This is a genomic window from Pseudomonas sp. R37(2017) (genome assembly GCF_002113375.1).
GTDB lineage: Bacteria > Pseudomonadota > Gammaproteobacteria > Pseudomonadales > Pseudomonadaceae > Aquipseudomonas.
On record NZ_NEHO01000019.1, the window covers coordinates 79955 to 98279 of the forward strand.

The 18325-nt window shown below is 55.7% G+C and carries 14 protein-coding genes, 4 tRNA genes and 1 rRNA gene; all 19 read right to left on the bottom strand.

The genetic code is table 11. The features are described from left to right. Nucleotides 1-23 precede the first annotated feature (23 nt). Nucleotides 24-2129 carry an elongation factor G gene (gene fusA, locus CAG47_RS23870; RefSeq protein WP_085728004.1) on the bottom strand — a complete coding sequence of 702 codons (2106 nt, stop codon included), beginning with the start codon at nucleotides 2127-2129 and terminating at the stop codon, nucleotides 24-26. A 30-nt stretch (nucleotides 2130-2159) separates the two neighbouring features. Beyond that, the gene (gene rpsG / locus CAG47_RS23875; RefSeq protein ID WP_007957592.1) at nucleotides 2160-2633 is read right to left on the bottom strand and encodes a 30S ribosomal protein S7; all 474 of its coding nucleotides are present in this window, start codon (nucleotides 2631-2633) and stop codon (nucleotides 2160-2162) included. 108 nt (nucleotides 2634-2741) lie between these two features. Then, a complete protein-coding gene (rpsL, locus tag CAG47_RS23880) occupies nucleotides 2742-3113 on the bottom strand; it encodes a 30S ribosomal protein S12 (protein WP_003186084.1) in 372 nt (123 codons plus the stop codon). Nucleotides 3114-3329: 216 nt separating this feature from the next. Beyond that, complete coding sequence (rpoC, locus tag CAG47_RS23885) at nucleotides 3330-7529, bottom strand: DNA-directed RNA polymerase subunit beta' (protein WP_085728006.1); 4200 nt, start codon at nucleotides 7527-7529, stop codon at nucleotides 3330-3332. A gap of 64 nt (nucleotides 7530-7593) precedes the next feature. Then, nucleotides 7594-11667 carry a DNA-directed RNA polymerase subunit beta gene (rpoB, locus tag CAG47_RS23890; RefSeq protein WP_085728008.1) on the bottom strand — a complete coding sequence of 1358 codons (4074 nt, stop codon included), beginning with the start codon at nucleotides 11665-11667 and terminating at the stop codon, nucleotides 7594-7596. A gap of 219 nt (nucleotides 11668-11886) precedes the next feature. Then, nucleotides 11887-12252: a 50S ribosomal protein L7/L12 gene (gene rplL, locus CAG47_RS23895; RefSeq protein ID WP_085728010.1), complete on the bottom strand. Its 366-nt coding sequence runs from the start codon at nucleotides 12250-12252 to the stop codon at nucleotides 11887-11889. Between the two features lie 78 nt (nucleotides 12253-12330). Then, nucleotides 12331-12831, bottom strand: a complete 501-nt coding sequence (gene rplJ / locus CAG47_RS23900) for a 50S ribosomal protein L10 (protein ID WP_085728012.1) — start codon at nucleotides 12829-12831, stop codon at nucleotides 12331-12333. Nucleotides 12832-13029: 198 nt separating this feature from the next. Further along, nucleotides 13030-13725 carry a 50S ribosomal protein L1 gene (gene rplA, locus CAG47_RS23905; protein ID WP_085728014.1) on the bottom strand — a complete coding sequence of 232 codons (696 nt, stop codon included), beginning with the start codon at nucleotides 13723-13725 and terminating at the stop codon, nucleotides 13030-13032. Continuing rightward, nucleotides 13725-14156, bottom strand: a complete 432-nt coding sequence (rplK, locus tag CAG47_RS23910; RefSeq protein ID WP_007933726.1) for a 50S ribosomal protein L11 — start codon at nucleotides 14154-14156, stop codon at nucleotides 13725-13727. The genes rplA and rplK overlap by 1 nt, the downstream gene beginning before the upstream one ends. Before the next feature lie 117 nt (nucleotides 14157-14273). Next, a complete protein-coding gene (gene nusG, locus CAG47_RS23915; RefSeq protein WP_007984405.1) occupies nucleotides 14274-14807 on the bottom strand; it encodes a transcription termination/antitermination protein NusG in 534 nt (177 codons plus the stop codon). Between the two features lie 9 nt (nucleotides 14808-14816). Next, nucleotides 14817-15185, bottom strand: a complete 369-nt coding sequence (gene secE, locus CAG47_RS23920) for a preprotein translocase subunit SecE (protein ID WP_007984402.1) — start codon at nucleotides 15183-15185, stop codon at nucleotides 14817-14819. 45 nt (nucleotides 15186-15230) lie between these two features. Further along, a tRNA-Trp gene (locus CAG47_RS23925) sits at nucleotides 15231-15306 on the bottom strand. Between the two features lie 175 nt (nucleotides 15307-15481). Next, nucleotides 15482-15557: transfer RNA gene (locus CAG47_RS23930), tRNA-Thr, on the bottom strand. Nucleotides 15558-15583: 26 nt separating this feature from the next. Beyond that, a tRNA-Gly gene (locus CAG47_RS23935) sits at nucleotides 15584-15657 on the bottom strand. Nucleotides 15658-15681: 24 nt separating this feature from the next. Beyond that, nucleotides 15682-15766: transfer RNA gene (locus tag CAG47_RS23940), tRNA-Tyr, on the bottom strand. A gap of 142 nt (nucleotides 15767-15908) precedes the next feature. Beyond that, on the bottom strand, nucleotides 15909-16349 hold the full coding sequence (locus CAG47_RS23945) for a hypothetical protein (RefSeq protein ID WP_085728016.1): 441 nt from the start codon (nucleotides 16347-16349) through the stop codon (nucleotides 15909-15911). Nucleotides 16350-16356: 7 nt separating this feature from the next. Further along, nucleotides 16357-17106: a pantothenate kinase gene (locus CAG47_RS23950; RefSeq protein ID WP_085728018.1), complete on the bottom strand. Its 750-nt coding sequence runs from the start codon at nucleotides 17104-17106 to the stop codon at nucleotides 16357-16359. Continuing rightward, nucleotides 17096-18055: a bifunctional biotin--[acetyl-CoA-carboxylase] ligase/biotin operon repressor BirA gene (birA, locus tag CAG47_RS23955; protein WP_085728022.1), complete on the bottom strand. Its 960-nt coding sequence runs from the start codon at nucleotides 18053-18055 to the stop codon at nucleotides 17096-17098. Before birA ends, CAG47_RS23950 begins: the two co-directional genes overlap by 11 nt. A 137-nt stretch (nucleotides 18056-18192) precedes the next feature. Continuing rightward, nucleotides 18193-18308: ribosomal RNA gene (gene rrf, locus CAG47_RS23960) — 5S ribosomal RNA — on the bottom strand. Nucleotides 18309-18325: the final 17 nt, after the last annotated feature.

Genomic DNA, 18325 nt, shown 5'->3' on the forward strand with positions numbered 1-18325 from the left:
AACTCCTTGCCTAAAGGACTGAATCAGCCTTGTTTTTTGGTTACAGTTTCGACGATATGCGACGGAGCTGTATCGTACTTTTTGAATTCCATAGAGTAGCTTGCGCGACCCTGGGACATGGAGCGAACGTCGGTCGCATAACCGAACATCTCACCCAGCGGAACTTCGGCGCGAATTACCTTGCCGGAGACCGTGTCTTCCATACCCTGAATCATGCCACGGCGACGGTTAAGGTCACCCATAACATCACCCATATAGTCTTCAGGCGTAACAACCTCTACCGCCATGATCGGCTCGAGCAACTCACCACCGCCCTTCTGGGCCAGTTGCTTGGTCGCCATGGAAGCAGCCACCTTAAACGCCATCTCGTTCGAGTCGACGTCGTGGTAAGAACCATCAAACACGGTAGCCTTCAGGCCGATCAGCGGATAACCGGCAACTACGCCGTTCTTCATCTGCTCTTCGATACCCTTCTGGATAGCCGGGATGTATTCCTTAGGAACCACACCACCTACCACTTCGTTCAAGAATTGCAGACCTTCCTGACCTTCGTCAGCAGGAGCAAAACGAATCCAGCAATGACCGAACTGGCCACGACCACCGGACTGGCGAACGAACTTGCCTTCGATTTCGCAGTTCTTCGTGATGCGCTCACGGTACGAAACTTGAGGCTTACCGATGTTGGCTTCAACGTTGAACTCACGGCGCATCCGGTCAACCAGGATGTCCAGGTGCAACTCACCCATACCAGAGATGATCGTTTGACCAGTCTCTTCATCAGTCTTGACGCGGAAAGACGGGTCTTCCTGAGCAAGCTTGCCCAGAGCGATACCCATTTTTTCCTGGTCATCCTTGGTCTTCGGCTCTACCGCAACCGAAATAACCGGCTCCGGGAAGTCCATGCGAACCAGGATGATTGGCGAATCGGCGTTGCACAAAGTCTCACCAGTGGTGACGTCCTTCATGCCGATCAGGGCCGCGATGTCACCAGCGCGCACTTCCTTGATCTCTTCACGGGCGTTTGCGTGCATTTGCACCATACGACCCACGCGCTCTTTCTTGCCCTTAACCGAGTTGATCACGCCGTCACCGGAGTTCAACACGCCCGAGTAAACACGGACGAAGGTCAAGGTACCCACGAATGGGTCAGTAGCGATCTTGAACGCCAGAGCTGCGAACGGCTCTTCGTCGCTTGCATGACGCTCCATTTCCTCTTCCTCGTTATCAGGGTTGGAGCCCTTGATAGCAGGAATGTCGGTTGGAGCAGGCAGGAAGTCGATAACGGCGTCGAGAACCAGGGGAACACCCTTGTTCTTGAAGGAAGAACCGCAAACGGCCAGAACGATTTCGCCAGCAATAGTACGCTGACGCAGAGCAGCCTTGATCTCTTCGATCGACAGCTCTTCACCTTCCAGGTACTTGTTCATCAGCTCTTCACTGGCTTCAGCCGCAGCTTCTACCATGTTGCTGCGCCACTCAGTAGCCAGCTCGAGCATATCCGCAGGGATTTCCTTGCGAACAGGAACCATACCCTTGTCAGAGTCGTTCCAGTAGACAGCCTGCATGTTGATCAGATCGATCTGACCCTGGAAGTTGTCTTCCGAACCGATAGCCAGCTGGATCGGCACCGGAGTGTGACCCAGACGCTGCTTGATCTGACCGATCACGCGCAGGAAGTTGGCGCCAGCACGGTCCATCTTGTTCACATAAACAAGACGTGGAACACCGTACTTGTTGGCTTGACGCCATACGGTTTCCGACTGAGGCTCAACACCCGAAGTACCACAGAACACAACGACAGCGCCGTCGAGTACGCGCAGGGAACGCTCTACTTCAATGGTGAAGTCTACGTGGCCCGGGGTATCGATAACGTTGAAGCGATGCTCGTGCGGGTACTGCTTCTCGGAACCTTTCCAGAAGGCGGTGATGGCAGCAGAAGTAATGGTAATACCACGCTCCTGCTCCTGCACCATCCAGTCTGTGGTCGCGGCGCCGTCATGCACCTCGCCCATTTTGTGACTTTTGCCCGTGTAAAAAAGGACGCGCTCGGTGGTGGTGGTTTTACCAGCATCCACGTGAGCGACGATACCAATGTTACGGTAGCGGCTAATCGGAGTAGTACGAGCCATAAAGCCCTCGCAAAATTAGTGAAGCTAAAATTAGAAGCGGTAGTGCGAGAAAGCTTTGTTGGCTTCAGCCATACGGTGCACGTCTTCACGCTTCTTAACTGCAGCACCTTTACCTTCGGCAGCGTCCAACAGTTCGCCAGCCAAACGCAGAGCCATAGACTTCTCGCCACGCTTACGGGCGAAGTCTACCAACCAGCGCATTGCCAGAGCGTTACGACGGGACGGACGAACCTCGACCGGAACCTGGTAAGTAGCACCACCAACGCGGCGCGACTTCACTTCGACCAGCGGAGCGATGGCGTCGAGTGCTTTTTCGAAGAGTTCCAGGGGATCGGTGCCGGTCTTGCGAGCCGCAACGGTTTCCAGGGCACCATAAACGATACGCTCGGCAACGGCCTTCTTGCCGCTTTCCATAACGTGGTTCATGAATTTGGCGAGGATTTGGCTTCCGTATTTCGGATCGTCCAGAATCTCACGCTTTGCTGCTACGCGACGTCTTGGCATTGATAAGCCCTCAAACGGTCTTCAGGTTAGTTCGGGACAGACCCTGTGGGTGCGTGCCCGACCTTACTCTTATCGACTCAATAAAATGAAAATCTGCAAAGCAACCGATTACTTCGGACGCTTGGTACCGTACTTCGAACGACCCTGGTTACGACCTTTAACGCCGGAAGTATCCAAGGAGCCGCGAACGGTGTGGTAACGAACACCTGGCAAGTCTTTTACACGACCGCCGCGGATCAGTACCACGCTGTGCTCTTGCAGGTTGTGGCCTTCACCACCGATGTACGAGGAAACCTCGAAACCGTTGGTCAGACGCACACGGCATACTTTACGCAGTGCCGAGTTAGGTTTTTTCGGCGTGGTGGTGTACACACGGGTGCACACGCCACGACGTTGCGGGCAGTTCTGCAGCGCAGGCACGTCGGATTTCTCGACGATACGCTTACGCGGCTGACGTACCAGCTGGTTGATAGTTGCCATCTACTAGCTCCACTGTTGTCTTGCGACGCTATTGTCTTGCAAGAAAAGCAAAATGGCAGGAATGAATCCCTGCCAAATTTAGGGGTACAAGAGTCTAAAGAGGATCCTGTCCCCAGTCAAGGCAAGGCCCCGCCCTCCCCACCCATCCAACCTCGACAATTTGTCTCGATTCGATGAACGGGGCGACCAGGGCCTTACACTCATTTACCGCAGAACTCAGTTACCGCTCGAGTTCAGCGCTTCGGTCAGTGCAGCTTCCACTTCACTGGCGCTTACGCGCAACGGCTTGTCTGCATCACGGCGACGCTTACGCTCGCTGTGATAGGCCAGGCCGGTACCAGCCGGGATCAGACGACCCACGACCACGTTTTCTTTCAGGCCGCGCAGGTAGTCGCGCTTGCCGGTTACCGCCGCTTCGGTCAGAACGCGAGTGGTTTCCTGGAAGGAAGCCGCCGAGATGAACGATTCGGTGGACAACGACGCCTTGGTGATACCCAGCAGAACTCGGGTGAACTTGGCGACAAACTTGTCTTCCGTAGCCAGCTTCTCGTTCTCGACCAGTACGTGAGTCAGTTCCATCTGGTCGCCCTTGATGAAGCTGGAATCGCCGGACTCGGAGATCTCAACTTTACGCAGCATCTGACGCAGGATGGTCTCGATGTGCTTGTCGTTGATCTTCACGCCCTGCAGACGGTAAACGTCCTGGATCTCGTTCACGATGTACTTGGCCAGCGCACTCACACCCAGCAGACGCAGGATGTCGTGTGGATCGCTTGGACCGTCGGAGATAACTTCGCCGCGGTTTACCTGTTCGCCTTCGAACACGTTCAGGTGACGCCACTTCGGAATCAGCTCTTCATACGGATCGCTACCGTCGTTCGGGGTGATAACCAGACGGCGCTTGCCCTTGGTCTCTTTACCGAACGCGATGGTGCCGCTGACTTCAGCCAGAATCGAAGCTTCTTTCGGACGACGGGCTTCGAACAAGTCGGCAACACGCGGCAGACCACCGGTGATGTCACGGGTCTTGGAAGTCTCTTGCGGGATACGAGCGATAACGTCACCGATCGCGATCTTCGCACCGTCCGCTACACCGACCAGGGCGTTGGCCGGCAGGAAGTACTGAGCGATAACGTCAGTGCCTGGCAGCAACAGATCCTTGCCGTTGTCGTCGACCATCTTCACGGCAGGACGGATATCCTTGCCAGCAGCTGGACGATCCTTTGGATCAAGTACTTCAATGTTGGTCATACCGGTCAATTCGTCTGTTTGACGCTTGATCGTGATGCCTTCTTCCATGCCCACGTAGGTCACGGTACCTTTCATTTCGGTAACGATCGGGTGAGTGTGCGGGTCCCACTTGGCCACGATTGCGCCAGCGTCGACCTTGTCACCTTCTTTAACCGAAATAACAGCACCGTATGGCAGCTTGTAACGCTCGCGCTCACGACCGAAGTCATCCGCGATAGCCAGCTCACCGGAACGGGACACTGCTACCAGGTGGCCATCCGCACGCTCAACGTGCTTCAGGTTGTGCAGACGGACAGTACCGCCGTTCTTCACTTGTACGCTGTCGGCTGCGGAGGTCCGGCTTGCCGCACCACCGATGTGGAACGTACGCATCGTCAGCTGGGTACCCGGCTCACCGATGGACTGGGCAGCGATAACGCCAACCGATTCACCAATGTTCACCTGGTGACCACGCGCCAGATCACGGCCGTAGCACTTGGCGCAAATGCCATAGCGGGTTTCGCAGCTGATCGGCGAACGCACGATCACTTCATCGATGCTGTTCAGCTCGATGAACTCGACCCACTTCTCATCGACCAGAGTGCCGGCAGGAACGATGACGTCCTCGGTCCCTGGCTTGAATACGTCACGGGCGATAACACGACCCAATACGCGCTCACCCAACGGCTCTACAACGTCACCGCCTTCAATGTGCGGAGTCATCAGCAGGCCATGTTCGGTGCCGCAATCGATCTCGGTGACAACCAGATCCTGCGCCACGTCTACCAGACGACGAGTCAGGTAACCGGAGTTCGCCGTTTTCAACGCGGTATCCGCCAGACCTTTACGAGCACCGTGAGTCGAAATGAAGTACTGGAGTACGCTCAAACCTTCACGGAAGTTCGCGGTGATCGGCGTTTCAATGATGGAACCGTCCGGCTTGGCCATCAGACCACGCATACCGGCCAGCTGACGAATCTGTGCTGCGGAACCCCGCGCACCCGAGTCAGCCATCATGTACATCGAGTTGAAGGATTCCTGGTCGACGGTTTCACCGTGACGGTCGACGACCTTCTCTTTCGAGAGGTTGGCCATCATCGCCTTGGAGACTTCGTCGTTCGCCTTGGACCACAAGTCGATTACCTTGTTGTACTTCTCGCCCTGGGTAACCAGGCCGGAGGCGTACTGACTTTCGATCTCTTTCACTTCGTCGGTAGCAGTACCGATGATGCGGGCTTTTTCATCAGGGATAACGAAGTCGTTAACACCAATGGAAACGCCGGAAATGGTCGAGTAAGCGAAACCGGTGTACATCAACTGGTCAGCGAAGATCACGGTCTCTTTCAGACCAACCACGCGGTAGCACTGGTTGATCAGCTTGGAGATTGCCTTTTTCTTCATCGGCAGGTTGACGACGTCGAACGACAGACCTTTTGGTACAACCTGGAACAACAGCGCACGGCCGACAGTGGTGTCGACGATACGGGTGTTGGTCACGCTGCCGCCGTCACGGTCGTTGACGGTTTCGTTGATCCGAACCTTGACCTTGGCGTGCAGTGCGGCTTCGCCGGCACGGAACACACGGTCAACTTCCTGCAGATCCGCGAACACACGACCTTCGCCCTTGGCGTTGATCGCTTCACGAGTCATGTAGTACAGACCCAATACAACGTCCTGCGACGGAACGATGATTGGCTCACCGTTGGCTGGCGACAGAATGTTGTTGGTCGACATCATCAACGCACGCGCTTCGAGCTGGGCTTCCAGCGTCAGCGGTACGTGCACGGCCATTTGGTCGCCGTCGAAGTCGGCGTTGTACGCGGCGCAGACCAGAGGGTGCAGCTGGATAGCCTTACCTTCGATCAGTACCGGTTCAAACGCCTGGATACCCAGACGGTGAAGGGTCGGTGCACGGTTGAGAAGAACCGGGTGTTCGCGAATCACTTCGGCGAGAACGTCCCAAACTTCCGGCAGCTCGCGCTCGACCATCTTCTTGGCAGCCTTGATGGTGGTCGCCAGACCACGCATTTCCAGCTTGCCGAAAATGAACGGCTTGAACAGCTCGAGAGCCATTTTCTTCGGCAGACCGCACTGGTGCAGACGCAGGGTCGGACCTACGGTAATTACCGAACGACCGGAGTAGTCAACACGCTTACCGAGCAAGTTCTGACGGAAACGACCCTGCTTACCCTTGATCATGTCAGCCAGGGATTTCAGAGGACGTTTGTTCGAACCGGTGATAGCGCGGCCACGACGACCGTTGTCGAGCAATGCGTCGACAGCTTCCTGCAACATACGCTTTTCGTTGCGCACGATGATGTCCGGAGCGGACAGGTCCAGCAGGCGCTTCAAACGGTTGTTACGGTTGATCACTCGACGATACAGATCGTTGAGGTCGGAAGTCGCGAAACGACCGCCGTCCAGCGGGACCAGTGGACGCAGATCTGGCGGCAGAACCGGCAGAACGGTCAGCACCATCCACTCTGGCAGGTTGCCGGAGCCCTGGAAGGCTTCCATCAACTTCAGACGCTTGGACAGCTTCTTGATCTTGGTTTCGGAGTTGGTTTGCGGAATTTCTTCACGCAGACGACCAATCTCGTGTTCCAGGTCGATAGCGTGCAGCAGTTCGCGGACAGCTTCGGCACCCATGCGGGCATCGAAATCGTCACCGAACTCTTCCAGCGCTTCGAAGTACTGCTCATCGTTCAGCAGCTGACCTTTTTCAAGGGTGGTCATGCCTGGATCGATAACGACGTAGCTCTCAAAGTAGAGAACGCGCTCGATATCACGCAGGGTCATGTCCATCAGCAAGCCGATACGGGACGGCAGCGATTTCAGGAACCAGATGTGGGCAACAGGCGAAGCCAGTTCGATGTGCGCCATGCGCTCACGACGAACTTTTGCCAGAGCAACTTCAACACCGCACTTCTCGCAGATCACACCGCGGTGCTTCAAGCGCTTGTACTTACCGCACAGGCACTCGTAATCCTTTACCGGGCCAAAGATCTTGGCGCAGAACAGGCCGTCACGCTCAGGCTTGAACGTACGGTAGTTGATGGTTTCCGGCTTTTTTACTTCACCGAACGACCACGAGCGGATCATCTCAGGCGATGCCAATCCGATACGGATGGCGTCGAACTCTTCGACTTGACCCTGGTTTTTCAGCAAATTCAGTAGGTCTTTCAAGGCCTTTCCTCCTGGCGGAGCAGAGAGCGGGCAATCCTGCCCCGCTCTCGATTCGCGTCACGTGTTATTCGGTTTCCAGATCGATATCGATGCCGAGGGAACGAATTTCCTTGATCAACACGTTGAAGGACTCGGGCATGCCCGGCTCCATACGGTGATCGCCATCCACGATGTTTTTGTACATCTTGGTACGGCCGTTCACATCGTCCGACTTCACTGTGAGCATTTCTTGCAGAGTGTAAGCGGCACCGTATGCTTCCAGTGCCCAGACCTCCATCTCCCCGAAACGCTGACCACCGAACTGCGCCTTACCACCCAGCGGTTGCTGGGTAACCAGGCTGTACGAACCGGTAGAACGCGCGTGCATCTTGTCGTCTACCAAGTGGTTCAGCTTCAGCATGTACATGTAGCCAACGGTGACCGGGCGCTCGAACTTGTTGCCGGTACGGCCGTCGGTCAGCTGCATCTGGCCGCTTTCTGGCAGGTCCGCCAGTTTCAGCATGGCCTTGATTTCAACTTCCTTGGCACCGTCGAATACCGGAGTAGCCATTGGTACGCCGTTGCGCAGGTTTTGAGCCAGATCCAGGATTTCCTGGTCCGAGAAGGTATCCAGCGCTTCGTTGCGGCCACCAATCTGGTTGTAGATCTCATCCAGGAAGGTACGCAGCTCAGCAACCTTGCGCTGCTCTTCAACCATGCGGTTGATCTTCTCGCCCAGCCCTTTGGCCGCGAGGCCCAGGTGAGTTTCAAGGATCTGACCAACGTTCATACGCGAAGGTACGCCCAACGGGTTGAGGACAACGTCGACCGGGGTGCCATTGGCATCGTGCGGCATGTCTTCAACCGGCATGATCACGGAAACCACACCTTTGTTACCGTGACGACCGGCCATCTTGTCGCCCGGCTGGATGCGACGACGGATTGCCAGGTAAACCTTGACGATTTTCAACACGCCTGGAGCCAGGTCATCGCCCTGCTGCAGTTTGCGCTTCTTGTCTTCGAACTTGTCGTCCAGCAGACGGCGACGATCAACGATGTAGGCCTGAGCCTTCTCGAGCTGCTCGTTCAGAGCATCTTCAGCCATGCGCAGCTTGAACCACTGGCCGTGCTCAAGACCGTCGAGGATTTCGTCGGTGATTTCCTGGCCTTTCTTCAGACCAGCGCCGCCTTCGGCTGTATGGCCAACCAGTGCGGAGCGCAGACGTTCGAAGGTAGCACCTTCAACGATGCGGAACTCTTCGTTCAGATCCTTGCGGATCTCGTCCAACTGAGACTTCTCGATCGACAGGGCGCGGCTATCACGCTCGACGCCATCACGAGTGAAGACCTGAACGTCGATGACGGTACCTTTGGTACCGGTCGGTACACGCAGGGAAGTGTCTTTAACATCGCTGGCCTTCTCACCGAAGATCGCGCGCAACAGTTTTTCTTCCGGCGTCAGCTGGGTCTCGCCTTTCGGAGTGACCTTGCCGACCAGGATGTCGCCCGGGCCTACTTCGGCGCCGACGTAGACGATACCGGCCTCGTCCAGCTTGTTCAGCGCAGCTTCACCCACGTTCGGGATGTCTGCGGTGATTTCCTCTGGGCCAAGCTTGGTATCACGAGCCACACAGGTCAGTTCCTGAATGTGGATCGTGGTGAAACGGTCTTCCTGAACAACACGCTCGGACAGGCAGATGGAGTCTTCGAAGTTGAAGCCGTTCCATGCCATGAACGCGATACGCATGTTCTGACCCAGTGCCAGTTCACCCATGTCGGTGGACGGGCCGTCGGCCATGATGTCGCTACGCTGAACCCGATCGCCCTTACGTACCAGCGGACGCTGGTTGATGCAGGTGTTCTGGTTGGAGCGGGTGTACTTGGTCAGGTTGTAGATGTCGACACCAGCTTCGCCGGTTTCAACTTCGTCATCGGCAACACGAACCACGATACGGCTGGCGTCGACGGAGTCGATCACGCCGCCACGGCGAGCCACGACGCAAACGCCGGAGTCACGGGCTACGTTACGCTCCATGCCAGTACCTACCAGCGGCTTGTCAGCGCGCAGGGTCGGTACAGCTTGACGCTGCATGTTCGAACCCATCAACGCACGGTTGGCGTCGTCGTGCTCGAGGAACGGAATCAGCGACGCCGCAACCGAAACTACCTGCTTCGGCGATACGTCCATCAAGGTGACGTCTTCCGGCGCCTTGACGGTGAATTCGTTCAGGTGACGAACAGCTACCAGTTCGTCGATCAGGACTTTCTTGTCGTTCATCGTGGCCGAAGCCTGAGCGATCACGTGATCAGCTTCTTCGATGGCGGACAGGAACACGATCTCGTCAGTGACCAGAGCGTCTTTCACCACGCGGTACGGGCTTTCCAGGAAGCCGTACTGGTTGGTGCGCGCATAGGCAGCCAGGGAGTTGATCAGACCGATGTTCGGACCTTCCGGCGTTTCGATCGGGCAAACACGACCGTAGTGGGTCGGGTGTACGTCACGAACTTCAAAGCCGGCACGCTCACGAGTCAAACCGCCAGGGCCGAGTGCGGAAACACGACGCTTGTGGGTGATCTCGGACAGCGGGTTGTTCTGGTCCATGAACTGGGACAGCTGGCTGGAACCGAAGAACTCTTTCACCGCCGCAGCCACTGGCTTGGCGTTGATCAGGTCTTGCGGCATCAGGCCTTCGCTTTCAGCCATCGACAGACGCTCTTTAACCGCACGTTCAACACGCACCAGGCCAACGCGGAACTGGTTTTCGGCCATTTCGCCTACACAGCGAACACGACGGTTACCCAGGTGGTCGATGTCATCGACGATGCCTTTACCGTTACGGATGTCGACCAGAGTCTTCAGAACCGCGACGATGTCTTCCTTGCACAGCACGCCCGAACCTTCGATCTCGGTACGACCGATACGACGGTTGAACTTCATCCGGCCGACCGCAGACAGGTCATAGCGCTCAGGGCTGAAGAACAGGTTGTTGAACAGGGTCTCGGCAGCGTCTTTGGTTGGCGGCTCGCCAGGACGCATCATGCGATAGATCTCGACCAGCGCTTCCAGTTGGTTGCTGGTGGAGTCGATCTTCAAGGTGTCGGAGACGAACGGACCGCAGTCGATATCGTTGGTGTACAGCGTCTCGATGCGAACAACGCCGGCCTTGGCGATTTTCGCCAGGATCTCGGTGCTCAGCTCGGTATTGCACTCTGCCAGGATTTCGCCGGTTGCCGGATGCACGATGACCTTGGCGGTTGTGCGACCCAGGACGTAGTCCAGAGGCACATCCAGCTCTTTGATCCCGGCTTTTTCCAGCTGGTTGATGTGACGAGCGGTGATACGACGACCCTGCTCGACAATAACCTTACCGTTGCCATCCTGGATATCGAGGACAGCGATTTCACCACGCAGGCGCTGAGGCACCAGCTCCAGGCTCAGGGACTCGCCCTTCACGTGGAATACGTTGGTGGTATAGAACGCGTCCAGCACTTCTTCAGTGGTGTAGCCCAACGCGCGCAGCAGTACCGAGGCAGGCAGCTTGCGACGACGGTCGATACGCACGAATACGCAGTCTTTCGGGTCGAACTCGAAGTCCAGCCACGAACCGCGGTAAGGAATGATGCGAGCGGAGTACAGCAGTTTACCGGAGCTGTGCGTCTTGCCACGGTCGTGGTCGAAGAACACGCCCGGGGAACGGTGCAGCTGGGAAACGATCACACGCTCGGTACCATTGATAACGAAGGTACCGTTTTCAGTCATCAGGGGAATTTCACCCATGTAGACTTCTTGCTCTTTGATGTCCTTGATCGCTTTGTTCGACGATTCTTTGTCGAAAATGATCAGGCGCACTTTTACCCGCAAAGGTACGGCGTAAGTTACACCGCGCAATACGCATTCTTTGACATCAAATGCCGGTTCGCCCAGACGATATCCGACGTACTCCAGCGCAGCATTGCCGGAGTAGCTGATGATCGGGAAAACGGATTTGAAGGCCGCATGCAGGCCCACGTCGCGGAACTGATCTTTAGTCGCTCCCGCTTGCAAGAATTCACGATACGAATCCAGCTGGATGGCCAGGAGGTACGGCACATCCATGACGTCCGGCAACTTGCTAAAGTCCTTGCGGATACGTTTTTTCTCAGTATATGAGTAAGCCATCAGCGTTCCCCAGCTTGGTCACCTGCTTGTTTGGCCCCTCCCGACGGGAGCAGCCAGAAAATCGTGCAAACCCCATGGTTTGCGCCACCGCATCGGGTGGTTACAGCACGTTATCGGCACCGACCCAGTCGGCCTCCAATAACGGAAAAAGGCCGGTGGCAAGAGCCACCAGCCATCAGCCTGTCGCTTAACGCTCGGGCTGGAGACGCAAAGTCGAAATTACTTAACTTCGACTTGAGCGCCAGCTTCTTCCAGCTTCTTCTTGGCGTCTTCAGCAGCTTCTTTCGAAACGCCTTCCAGCAGAGTCTGAGGAGCGCCGTCAACTTTCTCTTTGGCTTCTTTCAGGCCCAGACCGGTCAGTTCACGAACGGCCTTGATCACGTTCACTTTCTTGTCGCCAGCGGCAGCCAGGACAACGTTGAACTCGGTTTGTTCTTCAACAACGGCAGCGGCAGCAGCTGGACCAGCAGCAGCAACAGCGGCGGTCACGCCGAAGGTTTCTTCCATTGCTTTGATCAGCTCAACAACTTCCAGAACGGTTTTCTGGCCGATTGCTTCGATGATTTGTTCGTTAGTCAGAGACATGACTTGAATCCTGTATTGGGGTGACAGCTTACGCAGCCATCAAATTAAACATATGATTTTGAAAGGTCCGACCGAGCCTTAGGCTGCAGCAGATTCTTTCTGGTCGCGAACGGCTGCCAGGGTACGAGCCAGCTTGCTGGTAGCGCCTTGGATCACGCTCATCAGCTTCGCAATAGCCTCGTCACGGGTCGGCAGAGTCGCCAACACGTCGATCTGGTTAGCGGCAAGGAACTTGCCATCAAACGCAGCTGCCTTGATCTCGAACTTGCTCTGACCCTTTGCGAATTCCTTGAAGATCCGGGCAGCAGCGCCTGGATGTTCTTTGGAGAATGCAATCAGGGTAGGGCCGGTGAACACGTCGTTGAGGACACTGAATTCAGTGTCAGCAACAGCGCGCTTGAGCAGGGTGTTACGTACAACACGTACGTAAACGCCAGCTTCACGAGCCTCTTTGCGGAGTCCGGTCATTGCGCCTACTGTTACGCCACGGGCATCAGCCACGACAGCGGACAGAGCGACTTTGGCAGCCTCGTTGACTTCAGCGACGATGGCCTTCTTGTCTTCGAGTTTAATTGCCACGGGTTTAACTCCTGCTTGTTACCGTTTCATCTGGTCGAAACCGGATGTCGTTTTGGTGTCTGATTCGGTAAAGAACCGGGAGCACCATCTGCGTAGGCTTGTGGTTTAAGACTTGCGTCGCCTACGGTCTTGGATAGCCCCCGCCAGGCAGGGACCCCAATTTTTCAATTGGCGCAATCGCTTGCGCCAATCTGTGTCTTACGCGTCGAGCGAGCTTTGGTCGATGACCAGACCTGGGCCCATAGTGGTGCTCAGGGTAACGCGCTTGACGTAGATACCTTTCGAGGAAGCTGGCTTGATACGCTTCAGATCAGCGATCAGGGCTTCAACGTTTTCCTTCAGCTTGACGGCGTCGAAACCGATCTTGCCAACGGAAGTGTGGATGATGCCGTTTTTGTCGGTGCGATAACGAACCTGACCTGCCTTGGCGTTTTTAACCGCGGAAGCCACGTCTGGAGTTACGGTGCCGACCTTTGGGTTAGGCATCAGGCCACGTGGACCGAGGATCTGACCCAACTGACCTACAACGCGCATGGCATCCGGGGATGCGATCACTACGTCATAGTTCAGGTCGCCGCCTTTCATTTCGGCAGCCAGGTCGTCCATGCCTACGCGATCAGCGCCGGCAGCCAGAGCGGCTTCAGCAGCTGGACCCTGGGTGAACACAGCAACGCGAACGGTCTTGCCAGTGCCGTGTGGCAGCACAGTAGCGCTACGCACGACCTGGTCGGATTTACGCGGGTCAACGCCCAGGTTAACAGCTACGTCGAACGACTCGCTGAACTTGACAGTCGACAGCTCGGCCAGCAGAGCAGCGGCGTCTACAATGTTGTAGGCCTTGCCTGCTTCGATTTTGCCGGCGATAGCCTTTTGACGCTTGGTCAGCTTAGCCATTACACACCCTCCACGTTAAGGCCCATGCTACGAGCAGAACCGGCGATAGTACGCACGGCTGCTTCCATATCAGCTGCAGTCAAATCCGCGTTTTTGGTTTTCGCGATTTCTTCCAGCTGAGCACGAGTCACAGTGCCAACCTTAACGGTGTTCGGACGAGCGGAACCGCTGGTCAGACCGGCCGCCTTCTTCAGCAGAACCGAAGCAGGGGTGGATTTGGTTTCGAAAGTGAAGCTACGGTCGCTGTAGACAGTGATGATCACTGGAGTCGGCAGGCCTGGCTCAAGACCCTGAGTACGGGCGTTGAAAGCCTTGCAGAATTCCATGATGTTCACGCCGTGCTGACCCAGGGCAGGACCAACAGGTGGGCTTGGGTTAGCCTGAGCGGCTTTCACTTGCAGCTTGATGTAAGCGGTAATCTTCTTGGCCATGAGGCACTCCAATTACGGGTTCGAACGCCTCGAAAGGCTCCCCGGTTACTTGCGCGTTTATCCCAGTGACGACAAAACCCCACAGCCTACGGCTGCGGGGTTGGGATTTTTGTTCAACTAGACCTTTTCGACCTGGCTGAACTCGAGCTCTACCGGAGTAGAGCGACCGAAAATGAGCACCGCGACCTGGATCCGGCTCTTTTCGTAGTTAACTTCTTCGACAACACCAGTAAAGTCCGCAAACGGGCCGTCATTGACTCGTACCGACTCACCTGGCTCGAACAACGTCTTCGGCTTCGGCTTGTCGCTACCATCGGCAACACGACGCAAAATCGCTTCCGCTTCTTTATCAGTGATTGGTGCAGGCTTATCGGCAGTACCACCAATGAAGCCCATCACCCGAGGAGTATCCTTGACCAAGTGCCAAGTACCCTCGTTCATATCCATCTGCACCAGCACGTAGCCAGGGAAGAATTTACGCTCGCTTTTGCGCTTCTGGCCATTGCGCATCTCAACCACTTCTTCAGTGGGAACCAGAATTTCGCCGAAGCCATCTTCCATACCAGCCAGCTTCACGCGCTCGATCAGCGAGCGCATTACATGCTTCTCATAACCGGAGTAAGCATGCACAACATACCAACGCTTAGCCACGGGACACCCTTAGCCGACGATCAAGGAAACAAGCCAGCCGAGCAGGGAATCAAGCCCCCACAACAGCAACGCCATAACCAGAACAACAGCCACCACAATCAGGGTGGTCTGCGTGGTTTCCTGGCGAGTTGGCCATACGACTTTACGAATCTCGGTGCGCGCTTCCTTAACCAGTACAAAGAAAGACTTGCCCTTGACCGTCTGCAGGCCTACAAAGGCAGCTACAGCAGCAATAGCAAGCAATGCGAGTACACGGTACAGGATCGGCGAAGCAGAAAAGTACTGATTGCCAACAACGCCAACAACCACCAGAGCGACTACTACAAGCCACTTCAGGAGGTCGAAACGAGAGCCTTGAGCTTCAGCTTTAGGAGTCATCTATGAAGATCCTGTGAAAAGAAAGCCAGACACACCAGATGAATCTGGCAGGTCAGGAGGGAATCGAACCCCCAACCTACGGTTTTGGAGACCGTCGCTCTGCCAATTGAGCTACTGACCTAAAACAAAATCAGGCCGACCATTATGCCGACCCGAAAAAGACTTTACAACAACTTACTAGGCAACCCTGGCTGCAACACCGATACTTGCGACACCGGCAACCCTCAGAAACACATTCAGGCGCAACCACTACCACCTAAAACAAAGGCAGATATTCTCATATCTGCCTTGTCATATGGAGCTCTTGAGCGGATTTGAACCGCTGACCTCACCCTTACCAAGGGTGTGCTCTACCAACTGAGCTACAAGAGCGTAACACTATGCAAAACCTGTAAACTTGGAGCGGGTAGCGGGAATCGAACCCGCATCATCAGCTTGGAAGGCTGAGGTTCTACCACTAAACTATACCCGCGAGGCTTACAGCTCTCGCTAAAAATGGTGGAGGGGGAAGGATTCGAACCTTCGAAGTCGTAGACGTCAGATTTACAGTCTGATCCCTTTGGCCGCTCGGGAACCCCTCCTAAGCGAGCCGGCATTCTACATCATGCCAGCCTTCTGTCAAGCATTTTCTCAATTAAATCTTGAGGTTAGCTGCTTTGACCTCGCCTCACATCGTTTACCGTTTTAGGTGTTCGCTGTGGAGCGGGCGCCATTCTATGCAAACTATTCGATGGGTGCAACCCCCTCGCACGGCATTATTTTATGTTTTAACTCATTGAATTCTTTAGAAAGGTTTTGCAGCTGCAGATCGTCCAGCCAACGCCGGCTTTCCGGCGCAATACGCACCCAATATCCGGCAGCGTCTGACCCAGCTTTTGGCAGGGCCTGGTATTTGACCTCCATGCCACTCAAACGCCGCTCAACCGCCTGAGCGGCCTCCTGACGCACATACCCCCCCAGATAAAGGCAGCCATTGTCTGTCGAGACAGCTTTGCCCTTATCCCTGGAGGCGTCACTTGCTTCGCTCAACAGGCGGATATCTTGCTGAGACCCGCGATACAGGCTCAAAGGCGTAACATCCTTCGCGCGCAGAGGAGCTTCCTGTTGATGCCAGATGTAATAGAAGCCATTAAGGACAAGCAGCAGCAGAAACAACCAACGCATAGAAACCTCAGGACAAGGGACAGGCCATGGCCAATCCGACAAACACCAAGTCCGGAACCACCCTGGCCCGAGGAACAACCTCAGATACCAGACTTGCATCCCCCCCAGTGAGGAATACAACAAAGTCTTCACCCCAGTAGCTGCGCGCCAACTCAAGCTGAGTCTGAACGAAGCCGCGCAACATCAACAAACAACCACGCTCTACAGCTTCAACAGTCGTGCGACCCGGCACGAGACTTTCCAATGCCTGCTCAGCCGCCAGATCCCCATAACGAATCTTACGAGTATGAGTACGCAACTGATTACGCATCAGCGGCATCCCAGGACAGATGAACCCTCCCAGGTGCTCTCCATCCGCAGCGATGAAGTCTGCAGTCACGGCCGTACCGAAGTCGAGCACCAGGCACGCCCCCGAAGCCAGTTGAAAGCCGCCGAGCATCGCAAGCCAGCGATCCAGGCCGAGCCGCTCAAACTCCTCGTACCCGTTGTGCACACCCGACATTTCGCGCGCAGGCGCTGCGCAAACTACCGGCACATCAAAAGTGTCCTTTAGCAAAGACGTCAGAACACCGGTCTCCTCCGCAGTCCTGACACTCACCAGCCGACAAAACGTGAGGGCAAGCCCTTTGAGAGCCCCCAACCCCTCAAGCAATGCGAGACTGGAATCGACGACCCCCTCACCAAGCACCTGCCCGGCATCAATGGCAAGCACGCGCCATTTGATGAAACTGTTCCCACAATCGAGCTCAAGAATCATCACGCAACCTCAGGCTCAACTCACCACCACTGAAGACTTTCTCCACACCATCCACCTTCAGGCGCAAGGCTCCCTGGCCATCGATGCCAAGCACTTCGCCATCAATTTGATTGACACCGGCAATCAACGACACGCTTCGCCCCTGCCACAGGTGATTTTGTTCCCACTCTGACTGAATGGCCAAAAAACCACCCGCCTGATGGCGAGCCAGGTATCGCTGCAGCATCTCGCCCAACATAGCGACCAATTGGTTGCGATCAAACAATTTGCCTGACTCGAGCCGCATGGACGTCCATTGCTGGTCTACCTCATCAGCTGACTGCATGTTCACATTGACTCCCACCCCGAGGACCACGTGACACACGTCAGCTGGATCGCCCACCAGCTCGAGCAGTATTCCCGCAATCTTTTTCTGACCCACAAGAACATCGTTAGGCCACTTCAATCCAGCAGACGCAATTCCGAGCTCACGCAACGTCTGCAGAACAGCGAGCCCGACGACGAGGCTCAAGCCCTCCAACTGACGCATCCCGCCATCAATACGCAGCACCAGGCTGTAATAGACGTTTTCCGCAAACGGACTGACCCACTTGCGACCCCGACGCCCCCGCCCGGCCGTCTGCCGCTCAGAAAGCACTATAAATGGCGCCGCTTGACCCCGCTCTATAGCACGCAGCGCCTCTGCGTTCGTGGAGTCGATTGAGTCGTAGACCTGGACGGGCCAGTCGCAAGAAACAGCTTTGCCGCTTATCTCGGATGGATCGAGTAGCGCCAATGGCGCGGACAATTGATAGCCGCGCCCACGAACCTTATGAATAGACAACCCCAGCTCAGCCTCTAAATGCTGCAGCTGCTTCCACACGGCACTGCGACTGACGCCCAGGGCAGCACCTAGCGCCTGACCCGAATGGAATCGGCCATCTTTAAGAAGCTTTAACAACGTCAGCATGCAGGTCTCGCCTCACAATGAGGCCCGCATGATAGCCACGCGCCGAGCGATTGCATAGAAATCCAGTAGCCAAGGCTTTTCTGCGGCCAAAAACAAAACCCCTACCTGCCTGCGCAGATAGGGGTTTTGGAATTTAATCTTGACGATGACCTACTCTCACATGGGGAAACCCCACACTACCATCGGCGATGCATCGTTTCACTTCTGAGTTCGGGATGGGATCAGGTGGTTCCAACGCTCTATGGTCGTCAAGAAATTCGGGTACTGAGT